The sequence below is a fragment of the Pseudomonadaceae bacterium SI-3 genome, from assembly GCA_004010935.1.
Classification (GTDB): Bacteria; Pseudomonadota; Gammaproteobacteria; order Pseudomonadales; family Pseudomonadaceae; genus Stutzerimonas.
Genome location: CP026511.1, coordinates 1,027,431 through 1,043,569, shown reverse-complemented (window position 1 = coordinate 1,043,569; position 16,139 = coordinate 1,027,431). Strand labels below are relative to the sequence as shown.

The following is a 16,139-nucleotide window of genomic DNA, read 5'->3' as shown; positions in this document are numbered from 1 at the left end:
CCTTACTCTCCAAGATCGTCGCTGTGCTTGCGGTCTTCCGCTACCGCTCGCTCGATGAGCGACGTCAATTCGACGCCACGACGCACGCTGGCGTCATAGTTGAAATGCAACTGCGGCACGGTCCGAAGCTTCATCGCCTTGCCCAGCTGCATTCGCAGGAAACCGCTGGCATCGTTGAGAATCCGGAGATTACCCTTGACCGCATCTTCATCGTCATCCTTGCCCATGACCGTAATGAAAATCTTGGCATGGGACAGGTCACGACTGACCTCGACTGCCGTGATGGTTATCAGACCCAGACGGGGATCCTTAACTTCACGCTGGATGAGCTGCGCCAACTCGCGCTGCATTTGATCGCCAATACGCTGGGTACGGCTGAATTCTTTGGCCATAAAATCTGCCTTGAGCAGCAAGCTGCTAACCTAAAAAAACGTCGTGCTGCAAAGGCAAACGGCAAGCTTCCCGGATCTCTCCTGAAAGCTTGCCGCCGATTTGCCTAACAGCTGCTGTTAGAGCGAACGCGCCACTTCGACTTTCTCGAACACTTCGATCTTGTCGCCAGCTTTGACGTCGTTGTAACTCTTCACCGCGATACCGCACTCCATGCCGGCACGCACTTCCGCAACGTCGTCCTTGAAGCGACGCAGGGATTCCAGCTCGCCTTCGAAGATGACCACATCGTCGCGCAGGACGCGGATCGGACGATTGCGGTGCACCATGCCTTCGATGACCATGCAACCAGCCACGGCACCAAACTTCGGTGAGCGGAACACGTCCCGAACCTCTGCAATACCGAGAATGTTCTCGCGAACATCGCTGCCCAGCATGCCGGTCAGGGCCTTTTTGACGTCTTCTATGATGTCGTAGATAACGTTGTAGTAACGCAGATCCAGACCTTCCTGCTCAACGATCTTGCGCGCACCGGCGTCGGCACGCACGTTGAAGCCAAACAGAACAGCGTTGGATGCCAGCGCCAGGTTGGCGTCGCTCTCGGTGATACCACCGACACCGCCACCAATGACACGAACCTGCACCTCGTCGTTACCCAGGCCGCTAAGCGAACCCTGCAGCGCTTCCAACGATCCACGAACATCGGATTTGAGGACGATGTTAAGCGTCTTCTTTTCTTCCTGACCCATGTTCTCGAAGATGTTTTCCAGCTTACCGGCATGCGCACGGGCCAGCTTCACTTCGCGGAACTTGCCCTGACGGAACAAGGCCACTTCACGCGCCTTCTTCTCGTCAGAGAGCACGCTGAGTTCGTCACCTGCGTCCGGTGTACCGTCGAGGCCAAGAATCTCGACCGGAATCGACGGTCCTGCTTCCTTGATCGATTTGCCGTTCTCATCGAGCATGGCGCGGATACGGCCGTAGTTCGACCCGACAAGCACCATATCGCCCTGGCGTAGAGTACCGTCCTGAACCAGAACGGTAGCAACTGGGCCGCGGCCTTTATCCAAACGCGACTCGACCACAACACCACGACCTGGAGCCGACGGGGTAGCGGTGAGTTCGAGGATCTCGGCCTGCAGCAGCACCGCCTCGAGCAGGTCATCCACGCCAGTACCCATCTTCGCGGATACCGACACGAACGGCGTATCACCGCCCCATTCTTCCGACGTTACTTCGTGAACAGACAACTCGCTACGAATCCGATCGAGATCGGCGCCAGGCTTGTCGATCTTGTTCACCGCAACCACCAGCGGAACACCAGCAGCCTTAGCATGCTGGATCGCCTCGATGGTCTGCGGCATCACGCCGTCATCGGCTGCTACCACAAGGATCACGATATCGGTCGCTTGTGCACCACGAGCACGCATCGCGGTAAACGCGGCGTGGCCAGGGGTGTCGAGGAAGGTGACCATGCCGCGATCCGTTTCCACATGGTAGGCGCCGATGTGCTGCGTGATACCGCCCGCTTCGCCAGCAGCCACCTTGGCGCGACGAATGTAGTCGAGCAGCGACGTCTTACCGTGGTCGACGTGACCCATAACGGTCACAACCGGAGCACGTGTAATCGCCTCACCTTCGAATTTCAACAGCTCAGCCAGCTGCTCTTCAAGCGCGTTGTCGCTGACCAGCTTGACCTTGTGGCCGAGCTCTTCTGCGATCAGCTGTGCGGTTTCCTGATCAAGCACCTGGTTGATGGTCACCGGGGTACCCATCTTGAACATGAACTTGATGACTTCGGCGGCCTTGACCGACATCTGCTGCGCCAAATCGCCAACAGTGATGGTTTCACCAATGGCAACTTCACGAATGACCGGGCCGGTCGGGCTCTGGAAGCCATGCGCGTTGCGCTTCTTCAGCTTCGATTTGCCACGCCCACCGCGACGGAAGCCGTCAGCGTCGTCTTCGCCACTACGCGCAGTACGCGACAGCGGCGCCTTTGCTTTCAACGAAGGACGATGTTGAGCCTGCTTGCGATCACGACGTTCGTCGTCTTCACTACGGGCCTTGTCCGGACGACGTGGCTCATCCTTCTTGCGATCCTCAACAGGAGCAGTAGGCGTAACCGGTACGGACTCAGGCGCGACAGCTGCGACAGGCTCGGGAGAGGCGGCGGCTGGCGTTTCAGTCTTGGAAGACTCAGCCTGACGGCGCGCTTCTTCCTCGGCCCGCTGCCGTGCTTCTTCTGCCGCCTTTTGACGAGCAGCTTCCTCGGCGGCGCGCTGCTCTTCGAGCTCGCGCTGCTTCTCAGCTTCGATCTCATCAGGGCTGCGCTTGACGAAGGTTTTCTTCTTGCGCACTTCAACGCTGATGGTCTTGCTGTTACTCACTTTCAACTTGGTCGTGGTTTTGCGCTGCAAGGTGATCTTGCTTGGCTCAGCCACTTTGGCCCCATGGCTGCTCTTGAGGTGCGCCAACAGGGCTTGCTTTTCGTTATCGGTCACTACTTGCTCGGCGCTGGTGTGCGACAGTCCTGCCTCACGCATCTGCTGTAGCAGTCGCTCGACCGGTGTGTCGACCACCTGGGCCAGTTCTTTCACCGTGACTTGCGTCATGCATCTCTCTCCTCAGGCCGCTAATTACTTACTCGAACCAATGGGCTCGGGCGGCCATGATCAGCTTGCCGGCACGCTCTTGATCTATGCCGTCTATGTCGAGCAGGTCGTCAATTGACTGCTCGGCCAGGTCTTCGCGGGTGATAACACCTCGCATTGCCAACTCGACCGCCAGTGTCTTGTCCATGCCTTCCAACGCGAGCAAATCCTCGGCTGGCTGGGCGTCTGCCAGTTTTTCTTCCGTTGCGATCGCTTTAGTCAGTAAACGATCTTTAGCGCGGGTTCTCAGCTCATTGACGATATCTTCGTCGAAGCCTTCAATGCCGAGCATTTCCTCCATTGGAACGTAGGCGATCTCTTCGAGCGAAGTGAAACCTTCCTCGACCAGTACTTGTGCCAGCTCTTCATCGACGTCCAGCTCTTCGATGAAGTTGCGCAGAATGTCGCCGGTTTCTTCTTGCTGCTTGCTCTGGATGTCTGCCTCGGTCATCACATTCAGCGTCCAGCCGGTCAATTGACTGGCGAGGCGAACATTCTGACCACCACGACCGATGGCTTGAGCCAAGTTGTCTTCGCCAACCGCGATATCCATGGCGTGGGCATCTTCGTCGACGATGATGGCAGCTACTTCAGCAGGGGCCATTGCATTGATGACGAATTGTGCAGGGTTCTCGTCCCATAGCACGATGTCGACACGCTCACCGCCAATCTCCCCAGAGACGGCCTGTACGCGCGAACCGCGCATACCAATACAGGCGCCCTGCGGATCGATCCGCTTGTCTTTCGAGCGCACTGCTATCTTGGCGCGAGAGCCCGGATCACGTGAGGCGGCCATTACCTCGATCAGGCCTTCCGCAATTTCAGGCACTTCAATGCGGAAAAGCTCGATGAGCATCTGCGGCGCCGTACGCGAAAGAATCAATTGCGGTCCGCGGTTCTCGGTGCGAATTTCTTTGAGCAGCGCACGCACTCGGGCACCAACGCGGAAGGTTTCGCGAGCGATGATATCTTCCCGAGCCAGCAGTGCTTCGGCATTGTTACCCAGATCAACGATCACGCTGTCACGGGTCACTTTCTTCACAGTGCCGGAAATGATCTCGCCGAGCCGATCGCGATAAGCCTCGACGACCTGGGCGCGCTCAGCCTCGCGGACTTTCTGCACGATGACTTGCTTGGCGGTCTGAGCAGCGATCCGGCCAAACTCGATGGAGTCGATCTTTTCTTCGAGCACATCACCAACCTTGGCGTTGGCTTCTTGTGCCTGCTTCATGTCCGTGGTCAGCTGATGGGCCGGATCGTCGAAATCCTCTTCCTCAACCACTGTCCAGCGGCGGAAGGTTTCATAGCTACCGTTCTGCCGATTAATCTCGACCCGCAGGTCAACTTCATCTTCGAAGCGCTTCTTGGTAGCAGTGGCCAGAGCCAGCTCCAACGCTTCGAAGATCACACTGGCCGGTACGCCTTTTTCGTTGGATACCGACTCCACAACCAGCAGTACTTCTTTGCTCATCGTACGCCTCGCCTATCGCAATCCATTGGGGTCCGCGGGATCCGCGATTCACTCAAAACGGGGAATTATGTTGGCCTTGTCGATCATATCGATTGGCAGCAGATATTCGTGATCGTCGACCAGCACCACCACATCCTGTGCCTCGATCCCGCGCAAAAGACCTTGGAAATTGCGCCGACCCTCGAAGGGCGAGCGCAGCTTTATTTTGACCTGTTCGCCGACGTGCGCCTCGTACTGCTCAAGTGTGAACAGCGGCCGATCCATACCAGGTGAAGACACTTCAAGCGTGTAATCGGAGCTGATCGGGTCTTCAACGTCGAGCACACCACTCAGTTGACGGCTAACCTTTTCGCAGTCATCGACAAGTATCCCGTTGGGATTATCGATATAGACGCGCAGCAGAGAATGCCGGCCCTGTGAAATGAATTCGATGCCCCAGCATTGATAGCCGAGGGCCTCTACCACTGGGGCCATCAAGGCCTGCAACTGTTCTAGCTTGCTCGACATCGAAGTCCCTCGTGCATGCCGTACAAATGAAAAATGGGCGAAACGCCCATCCATGATGATCGCCTGTGAATGCCGGCGACCTGGCTTGAAGCTAATAAAAAGCCCCTTAACAGGGGCTTTTCATCAACTGGTTGCGGGGGCTGGATTTGAACCAACGACCTTCGGGTTATGAGCCCGACGAGCTACCAGACTGCTCCACCCCGCGTCAAACTGGGCACGAATTATACGACCGCACCAAAACCAGGTCAACCTAAACACTAAAAACAAGAAAGCCCGCATCTGCGGGCCTGCTTGTTTGGTACCGAGGAGGGGACTCGAACCCCTACAGCCTATGGCCACTACCACCTCAAGGTAGCGTGTCTACCAATTCCACCACCTCGGCAAAAACCTTAGTCTTGCTCCTGCAGCTGAGGCACTTCATCTGCAACAGGCGCGGACGGAGCACTTTCCAGAACAGGCACATCTTCCACTACCAGCTTGCTCGACGGAACTTCCAGCACTGCCGGATCCGGCAGGCCTGCGCCCGAGACTTGATCAGCCTGGCGCGTTGCAAAAAACGCCAAACCCAAGCTTGTAGCGAAAAAAACGCAGGCAAGTATAGCAGTAAAACGACTCAGAAAGGTAGAAGAACCTTGGCTTCCGAACACAGTTGCCGAAGCACCCGAACCAAAGGACGCACCTGCGTCAGCCCCCTTACCTTGCTGCAGCAACACCAACGCAACCACGCCAATGGCAACCAGCAGATGCACCACAATCACAACAGTTTGCAACATCTGATCAGTTCCCTGCGGCACGACAGATCGCACCGAAATCATTCGCTTTCAGAGAGGCGCCACCGATAAGCCCCCCATCGATATCCGGCATGCCAAAAAGCTCGGCAGCATTTTCCGCCTTTACACTGCCACCGTACAGGAGCCGCACGCCTTCGGCGATACGTTGATCCTCACGGGACAGCTGCTCTCGAATAGCCGAATGTACTTCCTGAGCCTGTTGCGGCGTCGCTGTCAGCCCGGTACCTATCGCCCAGACCGGCTCGTACGCCACAACCGCCCTCTCAAAAGCGGAAACCCCGGCATCAGCCAAAATGCAAGCCAGCTGACGCTCAACCACTTCAAGAGTCTGCCCAGCCTGACGCTGCTCCAGCGTCTCGCCCAGACACAGCACCGGCGTCATGCCACACGCCAATGCCGCTGCAAACTTTTTGCTTACCACCTCGTCACTTTCGCCCAAAATCAGGCGCCGCTCAGAGTGGCCAACCAACACCCAACTGGAACCCGCGTCAGCCAGCTGGGAGGCGGACTCCTCGCCCGTCAATGCACCAAAGCCAGCATCCACCGCACAGTCCTGAGCACCTACGGCGATTGCCATGCCTTCCAGGCCACTCACAACCTGCATCAGGTGCAGAGTGGTCGGAAACACCACCACCTCGACCATTTCAGGAATGCCCTGCTGGCGAAGCGCCTCGATCAGCTCTGCGACGCTGGCGCGGGTACCGTTCATTTTCCAGTTACCAGCTACCAATGGGCGACGCATGCTTTACCTCGTCGGTCAAAGTGGGCGCAGATGGTACTCAACGAAAACACCTCTGGCAAGCGGCAATCACGCACAAACTTGCGTTACAGCGTTCGCCAGTTCCTCAGCGTAACAGCGAACCTGACTTTCATCATCGCCTTCGACCATCACCCGCACCAAAGGCTCGGTCCCGGACTTGCGCAACAGCACGCGCCCCCGCCCTGCCATCCGTTCGGTAACACTGTCACAGACTGCCTGAACCTGAGGATGAGCAATCGGATCCATATCACCGCGGAACCGAACGTTTATCAACACCTGGGGGCATTTACTCCAAGCCAGACGCTCCTGTGCCAGGCTGCACCCGCGGCGTTTCAAAGCGAGCACAACCTGGAGCGCGGCGATAATGGCATCACCCGTGGTGGCATGCTGCGCGCAGACAATGTGACCTGAGTTTTCGCCACCGAGCACCCAGTCGCGCTCAAGCATCTCCGCCATCACATAACGATCCCCGACTTTGGCGCGAATGAAGGGGATATCACGCGCCTTGAGCGCCAGCTCCAAACCAAGGTTGCTCATCAAAGTTCCGACAACACCACCTACTAGGCGGTCGCGGTCCTGCAGGTCAGTGGCGATGATGTAAAGCAGCTCATCACCATCTACTTGGGCCCCGGTATGATCGACCATCATCACGCGGTCGCCGTCACCATCGAAGGCGATACCAAGGTCTGCACCCTGCTCGATCACCGCCCTCTGCAACTGCGCTACATGAGTGGACCCTACATCAGCGTTGATATTCAACCCATCTGGCTGAGCAGCGATAACCACCACTTCGGCACCAAGTTCTCGGAAGACACTAGGCGCCACCTTGTAAGTAGCTCCGTGAGCGCAATCGAGCACGATCTTCATACCGCTGAAATCGGTACTGGTCGGCACGCTGCTTTTACAGAATTCGATATAGCGCCCCGCTGCATCGTTAATCCGCGAAGCTTTACCGAGCTGCACCGAATCAACCACCGTCATCGGCGCGTCGAGCAGCTCCTCGATCATCAGCTCAACTTCATCAGGCAGTTTCGTTCCGCGCCCGGAGAAGAACTTGATCCCATTATCGTGATGGGGATTATGCGAGGCACTAATTACGATGCCGGCATCGGCATGGAAGGTGCGCGTTAGATACGCAACTGCCGGGGTAGGCATGGGCCCCAAAAGCAATACATCGGCGCCTGCGGCAGACAGCCCAGCCTGCAGCGCCGATTCGAACATGTATCCGGATATCCGCGTGTCTTTGCCGATCAGAATGCGACATTTCCCGTGCTTACGAAATGCCATACCCGCCGCCCAACCAAGCCTCAGCATAAATTCCGGCGTGATCGGAAATTGGCCGACATGACCCCGAATGCCATCGGTGCCGAAGTACTTTCTACCCATGAATTAATCCCTATTCTGCCGCTTGCACTGCGGCAATCATTCGAACCACATCAACCGTTTCGGCCACGTCATGCACCCGAAGGATGCCAGCCCCCTTCACAACAGCCAGCGCTGCAAGCGCCAAACTTCCATATAGACGGTGCGCCACGTCGCGCTGCAAAACTTGGCCGACCATACTCTTGCGGGAAACGCCAACAAGCAATGGCCGCCCCAACACATGGAGTTGTTCGAGCCTGTTGAACAGATGCAGATTATGAGAGAGGGTCTTAGCGAAGCCGAACCCCGGATCGAGCACAATCCGGTCGTCAGGGATGCCTGCAGCCAAGCAAACCTCCATACGCCCACGCAAGAAGCTCACGACCTCGCTGGTGACATCGTCATAGCGAGGATCGTTCTGCATATCACCAGGCTCACCCCGCATATGCATCAGGCACACCGGCAGTCCGCTGTCTGCTGCCGCATCCAGGGCCCCATCACGAGACAACGAACGGACATCATTGATTAGACCCGCACCAAGTCGGGCCGTCTCGCGAATCACGGCAGGTGTCGAGGTGTCCACCGAAATAATCACGTCAAGCTCACGGGCAATCGCCTCTACCACAGGCGCAACACGCTCAAGCTCTTCGATTGGCGAAACAATGCTTGCACCCGGGCGAGTCGACTCCCCACCTACGTCGATCAACGTCGCACCCGCCACCACCATTGCGGCGGCGTGCCGCAGCGCAGCATCGACACTAGCATGCTGGCCTCCATCGGAGAACGAATCGGGTGTAACGTTCAGAATACCCATGACATGCGGGCGCGATAAATCAAGAACCCGGCTGCCACAGGACAGCCGGGTCGAGAACGACTTTTCACTCATCTAACTCAGCCTTAGCTTAGTGCTCGCCAGCTGGGCCACCAATCGGTGTCTGTGGGCGGCCGCTTTCAGGCTGAACGGGCGTTCCGGTTGGGCCGGAGCCGTCCTGCCAGTCCCGCGGCTCGCGCGGAGTCCGACCAGCCATGATGTCATCAATCTGATCAGCGTCGATGGTCTCGTACTTCATCAGCGTCTCAGCCATAACATCAAGCTTGTCACGGTTGTCGGCGAGAATCTGTTTCGCTGTGCCATAGCATTGATCAATGATGCTACGAACCTCGAGATCGATCAGCTTCGCAGTGTCACCGGACACATTTGTGTGCTGACTACCCGCACTGCGACCAAGGAAAACTTCACCCTCCTCCTCCGCGTACATCAGCGGGCCCAACTTTTCGGACAACCCCCACTTGGTAACCATGTTACGAGCCAGCTGGGTAGCGCGCATGATGTCATTGGACGCGCCGGTCGTAACACCTTCAAAGCCGAGCGTCATTTCCTCTGCGATCCGTCCCCCGAATAGCGAACAGATCTGACTGATCAAGGCGCGCTTGGAAAGGCTGTAGCGGTCTTCCTCAGGCAGGAACATCGTCACTCCCAATGCTCTGCCGCGGGGAATGATCGATACCTTATAGACCGGATCGTGCTCCGGAACGACGCGTCCAACGATGGCGTGACCCGCCTCGTGGTAGGCCGTATTGAGCCGCTCCTTCTCGGACATGACCATCGACTTGCGCTCAGCGCCCATCATGATCTTGTCCTTGGCCAGCTCGAACTCTTTCATTTCAACCACACGTTTACCGGCGCGCGCAGCAAACAACGATGCTTCGTTGACAAGATTGGCCAAGTCGGCGCCTGAAAAACCAGGAGTTCCACGCGCAATCAAAGCCGGCTCGACACTGTCGCCAAGCGGAACCTTGCGCATATGTACTTTCAGGATCTGTTCGCGACCACGAATATCGGGCAGTCCAACAACCACCTGACGATCGAAACGGCCGGGGCGAAGCAGGGCAGGATCGAGGACATCCGGACGGTTAGTGGCAGCAATGACGATGATGCCGTCATTCATTTCGAAACCGTCCATTTCGACCAGCAACTGGTTCAGCGTCTGCTCCCGCTCGTCGTGACCGCCACCGAGACCTGCACCGCGATGGCGCCCGACGGCGTCAATCTCGTCGATGAAAATGATGCACGGTGCGTGCTTCTTGGCTTGCTCAAACATGTCGCGCACGCGGCTGGCGCCCACACCAACGAACATCTCAACGAAATCGGAACCGGAGATCGTAAAGAATGGAACCTTGGCCTCACCTGCAACCGCTTTAGCCAACAGCGTCTTACCAGTACCCGGTGAACCGACCATCAGCACACCGCGTGGAATACGCCCCCCGAGCCGTTGAAACTTGCCTGGATCACGCAGGAACTCGACCAACTCGGTAACTTCTTCCTTGGCCTCGTCACAACCCGCAACATCAGCGAACGTCGTCTTGACCTGGTCTTCAGACAATAGCCGAGCCTTGCTCTTGCCAAAGCTCATCGGACCACCCTTGCCGCCAGCGCCGCCTTGCATCTGACGCATGAAAAACATGAAGACAGCAATGATCACTAGAATCGGGAAGCTCGCCACCAATAGCTGCGTCCAGATGCTCTGCTGCTCGGGCTGTTTGCCTTCGATCACCACATCGTTGTTGATGAGGTCACCGATCAGACCATTGTCCTGAATGGCAGGCCGAATGGTTTTAAAGGTCTCGCCGTCACTGCGCTTTCCGGTAATGACGAAACCGTCAACGGTCACGCGCTCGACTTGGCCTTCTTTGACCTGCTCGATGAAATCCGAATAGTTGAGCGTCTGCGGCTCGGTAGGGCTGGAAAAGTTGTTCATCACCGTCACTAGGACAGCGGCAATGATCAACCACAAAATCAGGTTTTTTGCCATGTCGTTCAATTCACTACCCTCTAGAGCAGGCGTATTGTCGGGAGCCTGCATGACGGCCGATGGTTCGCTCTCGGCCTAACTTACTACACAACGTAGCTGAACACGCAGCTCGGTCTGTAACCCGATATGAAACATGCTAGCCCGTAATTTCACGGCTGGCATGTGCCAGAACAGTCTCAGTCCCCGTGCGGTTAAGACCGCAGCGCTTGCATCTCGTTGCCATCACCCCGATAACCGCGCGCCAGCAGATACTGTTCCCGGGAGCGATCCCTTGAGGACAAGGGTTTGCGCATCTGTACCTTGTCGAAATTCTGTCTGACATCCTTCAGGTAGGCATCGAAACCATCCCCCTGAAAAATCTTGATCAGAAAATCGCCACCTGGGCGCAACACTCGCATGGCCAGATCCAGCGCAAGCTCGCAAAGAAACATCGCTCGCGCCTGGTCAGCGACCTTCACCCCACTCATATTGGGGGCCATATCGGAAATCACAAGGTCCACTTGGGTTTCACCGATGGCCTGAAGGATCTCGGCGAACACCTGGTCTTCAGTAAAGTCACCGAGCACAAAGGTAACGTCCGCGATGCTGTCCATGGGCAGAATATCGGAAGCGATCAGCCGCCCGCGATCACCGATCACTCGACTGGTAACCTGCGACCAGCCTCCCGGCGCCGCACCGAGATCGACCACCGTCATGCCTGGCCGCAGAATACGATCCTTTTCCTGTATTTCGAGAAGCTTGTAGCTGGCCCGAGAACGATAGCCGTCGCGCTGCGCCATCTTCACATAGGGGTCATCAAAATGTTCTTTCAGCCAACGCGGGCTGGTCTTGGAGCGTGCCAAGCTGTTACCTCATCTGTGCGGCTCAGAGCGTGTCAGTTACACTAGCCGCCATTTTCAGGGTTCTGACGCAAGGGTCGAATTATGCCGCTCACTAACGAGCAGAAGAAACAGTACAAATCCATCGGCCATCATCTGAAGCCAGTGTTGATCGTATCGGAGAACGGCTTGACCGAAGGCGTACAGGCCGAACTGGAGCGCGCCTTGAACGATCATGAGCTGATCAAGGTGCAGCTGCGGATCACCGAGCGTGAGGATCGGCGTGCGGTAACCGATGAGCTATGCAAGATTGGAGGCTGCGAACTGGTCCAGTCCATCGGCAAGATGGCGCTGGTCTATCGCAAGAACCCCAACGTGAACAAGCTGCTATCCAACGTACATCGTTTTCAGGCCTAAGCCTGACGCAAGCATCGCCAGTCATTACCGCTCCCGTCCGGGAGCGGCCTGCAGCACCAGAATCAGCCCGCACATGCCGATAACCAGATAACTGAACACCAGCCAGTACGGAGACTGGACGACACCGGCACGCACCACGAAAAAACTCGCCGCCAGCAGCAATATGCTGAGCAAAAGCTGACCGCGCAAATCTTCCCACAGGCTTCGCAATCCGCCGAGCTGAATCAGCACGACGGCCTGAAGGACGACACAGAATGCAGCGAAGCCCACCAGCAATGGGCGAAGGCTATTCGCGATTTCGTCAATAAGCATCGGCGCAAGGCCAATCTTGCCGAGCGCCGGAAGCATGACAAACTGCAGCAGCCAAAGACCACCGACCCAGAAAGTCTGAGCCAGCTGCCAGCTTATGGTTCCGGCCCGCATCGATTGACGCTTAGAGATGGCGAACCTCGACAATCTCAAACTCGACCAACCCACCCGGAGTCTTCACCACAGCGACGTCACCCTCCACCTTGCCAATCAGAGCGCGTGCTATAGGCGAGCCTACCGAAATTTTGCCCAGCTTGATCTCCGCCTCGTCTTCACCCACGATCTGGTAGGTGACACGCTCGTCGGTCTCGACATTGGCAATCTCAACGGTCGTACCGAATATCACTTTGCCGGTGTGCGGGATGCTGCTGACATCGATGACTTGGGCATTCTGCAGACGCCCCTCGATATCACGAATCCGCGCTTCGACCATGCCCTGCTGTTCGCGCGCGGCATGATACTCGGCGTTTTCCTTCAGGTCGCCCAGTTCGCGCGCCACGCCGATGTCGTGACTGAGCTTGGGGCGAAGCACCTTGGTGAGATGGTGCAGCTCTTCTTCCAGGGCACGCGCACCCTGGACAGTCATTGGGTATTTGGTCATGCCTTGATTCCTGCATGAAGATCCTGCAAACGACGCACAGTCTTCTCGGGACCGAACTTCAGCGCCTCACAGATCGCCTGCCCACCAGCCAAGGTGGTGGTGCAGCAGATCTTGTGCTGCAGAGCGTTACGACGGATTGAATAGGAGTCGGCGATGGACTGACGCCCCTCGGTAGTATTGATGATCAGAGTGACCTCGTCATTCTTGATCATGTCGACAACGTGCGGGCGACCCTCGGTTACCTTATTGACGCGGCGCACCGGCAATCCGGCAGCCTCAATCAACTTGGCGGTGCCAGCAGTTGCGACCACTTCAAAACCCAATTCGACGAGATCACGAGCGACCTGTGCAACGTGCGGCTTGTCGTCGTCACGCACGCTGATGAAGGCGCATCCACTATTCGGCAGGATTTCACTCGCACCTAGCTGTGCCTTGGCAAAAGCTTCGGCGAAGCTGTCGCCGACACCCATCACCTCACCGGTGGATTTCATTTCGGGGCCGAGAATCGGATCGACACCCGGGAACTTGGCGAAGGGGAATACCGCTTCCTTGACACTGTAGAAGTTCGGAATGATCTCTTCGGTCAAGCCAGCTTCCGCCAGTGTTTTGCCGGCCATGACGCGTGCGGCAATCATTGCTAACGACACGCCGATGCACTTCGATACAAAGGGAACGGTGCGTGACGCACGCGGGTTCACTTCGATCACGAAGATGTCTTCACCCTGAACGGCCATTTGCACGTTCATCAAGCCGACCACACCGAGCTCGAGGGCCATCTTTTTGACCTGATCCCGGATCTCGTCCTGGATATGCGGCGGCAAAGAGTAAGGCGGCAAGGAACAGGCAGAGTCGCCCGAGTGTACGCCAGCCTGCTCGATGTGCTGCATGATCGCGCCAATAACCACGTGTTCGCCGTCGCACACCGCGTCGATATCAACTTCGATAGCGCAGTTAAGGAAGTGATCGAGCAGCACCGGACTGTCATTCGACACCTTCACCGCTTCGCGCATGTAGCGCTTGAGCTCTTCTTCTTGGTAGACAATTTCCATCGCCCTACCGCCGAGTACATAAGACGGACGCACCACCAGCGGATAACCGATCACTTTCGAGGCGGCGAGAGCCTCTTCTTCGCTACGGGCTGTAGCGTTTGGTGGCTGGCGCAGGTTCAGGCGCTCGACCATCTGCTGGAAGCGCTCGCGATCTTCGGCTCGGTCGATGGAGTCAGGACTGGTACCGATGATTGGCACACCCGCTTCTTCCAGAGCACGAGCCAGCTTCAGCGGAGTCTGACCGCCATACTGCACGATCACGCCCTTAGGCTGCTCAACACGGACGATTTCTAATACGTCTTCCAGGGTTACCGGCTCGAAGTACAGACGATCTGACGTGTCGTAGTCAGTGGAAACGGTCTCAGGATTGCAATTGACCATGATGGTTTCATAGCCATCGTCACGCAGCGCCAGCGCGGCATGTACGCAGCAGTAGTCGAACTCGATGCCCTGACCGATACGGTTCGGTCCGCCACCGAGAATCATGATCTTGTCGCGACTCGACGGATTGGCCTCGCACTCTTCCTCGTAGGTCGAGTACATGTAGGCTGTGTCGGTGGCGAATTCGGCGGCACAGGTGTCAACGCGCTTGTAGACCGGCAGCACCTTGAGCTTGTGGCGATGGGCCCGCAGGTTCTTTTCGGTCACGCCGAGCAGCTTGGCCAGCCGCGCGTCGGAAAAGCCCTTGCGCTTGAGCTTGTACATCACATCGCGATCGATGCTGGACAAGCCCATGGTCTTGATCCGTTCCTCCTCTTTGATCAGATCCTCGATCTGCACCAGGAACCACTCATCGATCCGTGTCAGATCGAAGACTTCAGCAACCGACTTTCCAGCGCGGAAAGCGTCGGCCAGATACCAGATGCGATCTGCGCCCGGCACGGTAAGCTCGCGCTTGAGCGTGCCCTCGCTTTCCGGGTCAGCCAGATCGAGCTTCGGATCGAAGCCGGATACACCCACCTCGAGACCGCGAAGTGCCTTCTGTACCGATTCCTGGAAGGTACGACCGATGGCCATGACCTCACCGACAGATTTCATCTGGGTGGTCAGCCGCGCATCGGCCTTGGGGAATTTCTCAAACGCAAAACGCGGAATCTTCGTCACAACGTAATCGATGGCTGGCTCGAAGGACGCCGGAGTGCGACCGCCAGTGATGTCGTTCTGCAGCTCATCGAGGGTGTAGCCCACAGCCAGCTTGGCCGCGATCTTGGCGATCGGGAAGCCGGTGGCCTTCGAAGCCAGCGCCGAGGAACGCGAAACACGCGGGTTCATCTCGATCACGACCATGCGGCCGGTGTTCGGGCAGATGCCGAACTGGACGTTGGAACCGCCGGTTTCCACGCCGATCTCGCGCAGCACCGCCAGGGATGCGTTACGCAGGATCTGATATTCCTTGTCCGTCAGGGTTTGCGCCGGGGCGACGGTGATGGAGTCACCGGTGTGCACACCCATCGGATCGAAGTTTTCGATGGCGCAGACGATGATGCAGTTGTCCTTCTTGTCGCGGACTACCTCCATCTCGTATTCCTTCCAGCCGATCAGCGACTCGTCGATCAGCAGCTCGCTGGTCGGCGACAGGTCGAGACCGCGGGCACAGATTTCCTCGAACTCTTCACGGTTGTAGGCGATACCGCCGCCGGTGCCACCCATGGTGAACGAAGGGCGGATGATGCAGGGGAAGCCGACTTTCTCGAGGACGCCGTAGGCTTCGTCCATGTTGTGCGCGATGCCGGAAACCGGGCACGCCAGGCCAATGTTCTTCATCGCTTTGTCGAAGCGTGAGCGGTCTTCGGCCTTGTCGATAGTGTCGGCGTTGGCACCGATCATCTCGACGCCAAACTTCTCCAGGATGCCGTGCTTTTCCAGGTCTAACGCGCAGTTCAGCGCTGTCTGGCCGCCCATGGTTGGCAGCAGCGCGTCAGGCCGCTCCTTCTCGATAATCTTGGCGACGGTGGCCCACTTGATCGGCTCGATGTAGGTCGCATCTGCCATGGCCGGGTCGGTCATGATGGTCGCCGGGTTGGAGTTGACCAGGATGACCCGGAACCCTTCTTCGCGCAGCGCCTTGCACGCCTGCGCGCCGGAATAATCGAACTCGCACGCCTGGCCGATAACGATCGGGCCAGCGCCGAGGATCAGAATGCTTTTGATGTCTGTACGTTTTGGCATGGTCTCTCTCGAATTCTGTGCTCGGCGG

At 57.4% G+C, this 16,139-nt stretch carries 14 protein-coding genes and 2 tRNA genes; 1 reads left to right on the top strand and 15 read right to left on the bottom strand.

Annotated features, from left to right (window positions below):
• Positions 1-2: 2 nt before the first annotated feature.
• The 12 genes from C1896_05010 to C1896_04955 all read right to left on the bottom strand — a co-directional run bounded on the left by C1896_05010 (position 3) and on the right by C1896_04955 (position 11,590).
• Positions 3-392: a 30S ribosome-binding factor RbfA gene (locus C1896_05010; protein ID AZZ44321.1), complete on the bottom strand. Its 390-nt coding sequence runs from the start codon at positions 390-392 to the stop codon at positions 3-5.
• A gap of 117 nt (positions 393-509) precedes the next feature.
• Positions 510-3,005, bottom strand: coding sequence for a translation initiation factor IF-2 (locus C1896_05005; GenBank protein ID AZZ44320.1), 2,496 nt, complete (start codon positions 3,003-3,005; stop codon positions 510-512).
• 28 nt (positions 3,006-3,033) lie between these two features.
• Complete coding sequence (gene nusA, locus C1896_05000) at positions 3,034-4,515, bottom strand: transcription termination/antitermination protein NusA (protein AZZ44319.1); 1,482 nt, start codon at positions 4,513-4,515, stop codon at positions 3,034-3,036.
• 48 nt (positions 4,516-4,563) lie between these two features.
• Positions 4,564-5,022, bottom strand: coding sequence for a ribosome maturation factor RimP (locus tag C1896_04995; GenBank protein ID AZZ44318.1), 459 nt, complete (start codon positions 5,020-5,022; stop codon positions 4,564-4,566).
• Between the two features lie 128 nt (positions 5,023-5,150).
• Positions 5,151-5,227: transfer RNA gene (locus C1896_04990), tRNA-Met, on the bottom strand.
• A 91-nt stretch (positions 5,228-5,318) separates the two neighbouring features.
• Positions 5,319-5,404 (bottom strand) — tRNA-Leu (locus C1896_04985).
• A 7-nt stretch (positions 5,405-5,411) separates the two neighbouring features.
• Complete coding sequence (locus C1896_04980) at positions 5,412-5,795, bottom strand: preprotein translocase subunit SecG (GenBank protein AZZ44317.1); 384 nt, start codon at positions 5,793-5,795, stop codon at positions 5,412-5,414.
• Between the two features lie 4 nt (positions 5,796-5,799).
• Positions 5,800-6,555, bottom strand: coding sequence for a triose-phosphate isomerase (locus C1896_04975; protein ID AZZ44316.1), 756 nt, complete (start codon positions 6,553-6,555; stop codon positions 5,800-5,802).
• Between the two features lie 66 nt (positions 6,556-6,621).
• Complete coding sequence (locus tag C1896_04970; GenBank protein AZZ44315.1) at positions 6,622-7,959, bottom strand: phosphoglucosamine mutase; 1,338 nt, start codon at positions 7,957-7,959, stop codon at positions 6,622-6,624.
• Positions 7,960-7,969: 10 nt separating this feature from the next.
• A complete protein-coding gene (gene folP, locus C1896_04965; protein AZZ44314.1) occupies positions 7,970-8,821 on the bottom strand; it encodes a dihydropteroate synthase in 852 nt (283 codons plus the stop codon).
• 16 nt (positions 8,822-8,837) lie between these two features.
• Entirely contained in the window at positions 8,838-10,748 is a 1,911-nt protein-coding gene (gene hflB / locus C1896_04960) for an ATP-dependent zinc metalloprotease FtsH (protein ID AZZ44313.1), read from the bottom strand.
• Between the two features lie 191 nt (positions 10,749-10,939).
• On the bottom strand, positions 10,940-11,590 hold the full coding sequence (locus C1896_04955; protein AZZ44312.1) for a 23S rRNA (uridine(2552)-2'-O)-methyltransferase RlmE: 651 nt from the start codon (positions 11,588-11,590) through the stop codon (positions 10,940-10,942).
• An 81-nt stretch (positions 11,591-11,671) separates the two neighbouring features.
• Here C1896_04955 and C1896_04950 point away from each other — a divergent pair, with 81 nt between their 5' ends.
• Positions 11,672-11,983 (top strand): ribosome assembly RNA-binding protein YhbY, encoded by a 312-nt coding sequence (locus tag C1896_04950; GenBank protein AZZ44311.1) that lies wholly within the window; start codon positions 11,672-11,674, stop codon positions 11,981-11,983.
• A 24-nt stretch (positions 11,984-12,007) separates the two neighbouring features.
• Here C1896_04950 and C1896_04945 read toward each other — a convergent pair whose 3' ends face one another.
• The 3 genes from C1896_04945 to carB are packed head-to-tail and all read right to left on the bottom strand — an operon-like array spanning position 12,008 to position 16,111.
• The gene (locus C1896_04945; GenBank protein ID AZZ44310.1) at positions 12,008-12,406 is read right to left on the bottom strand and encodes a DUF4149 domain-containing protein; all 399 of its coding nucleotides are present in this window, start codon (positions 12,404-12,406) and stop codon (positions 12,008-12,010) included.
• Positions 12,407-12,416: 10 nt separating this feature from the next.
• Positions 12,417-12,893, bottom strand: coding sequence for a transcription elongation factor GreA (locus C1896_04940; GenBank protein ID AZZ44309.1), 477 nt, complete (start codon positions 12,891-12,893; stop codon positions 12,417-12,419).
• Positions 12,890-16,111: a carbamoyl-phosphate synthase large subunit gene (carB, locus tag C1896_04935; protein AZZ44308.1), complete on the bottom strand. Its 3,222-nt coding sequence runs from the start codon at positions 16,109-16,111 to the stop codon at positions 12,890-12,892. Before carB ends, C1896_04940 begins: the two co-directional genes overlap by 4 nt.
• Between the last annotated feature and the right edge of the window lie 28 nt (positions 16,112-16,139).

Coding starts and splice junctions, on each gene's coding strand:
- C1896_04995 (AZZ44318.1), bottom strand. CDS start 5,022: ATGTCGAGCAAGCTAGAACAGTTGCAGGCCTTGATGGCCCCAGTGGTA.
- C1896_04940 (AZZ44309.1), bottom strand. CDS start 12,893: ATGACCAAATACCCAATGACTGTCCAGGGTGCGCGTGCCCTGGAAGAA.
- C1896_04980 (AZZ44317.1), bottom strand. CDS start 5,795: ATGTTGCAAACTGTTGTGATTGTGGTGCATCTGCTGGTTGCCATTGGC.
- C1896_05010 (AZZ44321.1), bottom strand. CDS start 392: ATGGCCAAAGAATTCAGCCGTACCCAGCGTATTGGCGATCAAATGCAG.
- nusA (AZZ44319.1), bottom strand. CDS start 4,515: ATGAGCAAAGAAGTACTGCTGGTTGTGGAGTCGGTATCCAACGAAAAA.
- C1896_04975 (AZZ44316.1), bottom strand. CDS start 6,555: ATGCGTCGCCCATTGGTAGCTGGTAACTGGAAAATGAACGGTACCCGC.
- folP (AZZ44314.1), bottom strand. CDS start 8,821: ATGAGTGAAAAGTCGTTCTCGACCCGGCTGTCCTGTGGCAGCCGGGTT.
- carB (AZZ44308.1), bottom strand. CDS start 16,111: ATGCCAAAACGTACAGACATCAAAAGCATTCTGATCCTCGGCGCTGGC.
- C1896_04950 (AZZ44311.1), top strand. CDS start 11,672: ATGCCGCTCACTAACGAGCAGAAGAAACAGTACAAATCCATCGGCCAT.
- hflB (AZZ44313.1), bottom strand. CDS start 10,748: ATGGCAAAAAACCTGATTTTGTGGTTGATCATTGCCGCTGTCCTAGTG.
- C1896_05005 (AZZ44320.1), bottom strand. CDS start 3,005: ATGACGCAAGTCACGGTGAAAGAACTGGCCCAGGTGGTCGACACACCG.
- C1896_04945 (AZZ44310.1), bottom strand. CDS start 12,406: ATGCGGGCCGGAACCATAAGCTGGCAGCTGGCTCAGACTTTCTGGGTC.
- C1896_04970 (AZZ44315.1), bottom strand. CDS start 7,959: ATGGGTAGAAAGTACTTCGGCACCGATGGCATTCGGGGTCATGTCGGC.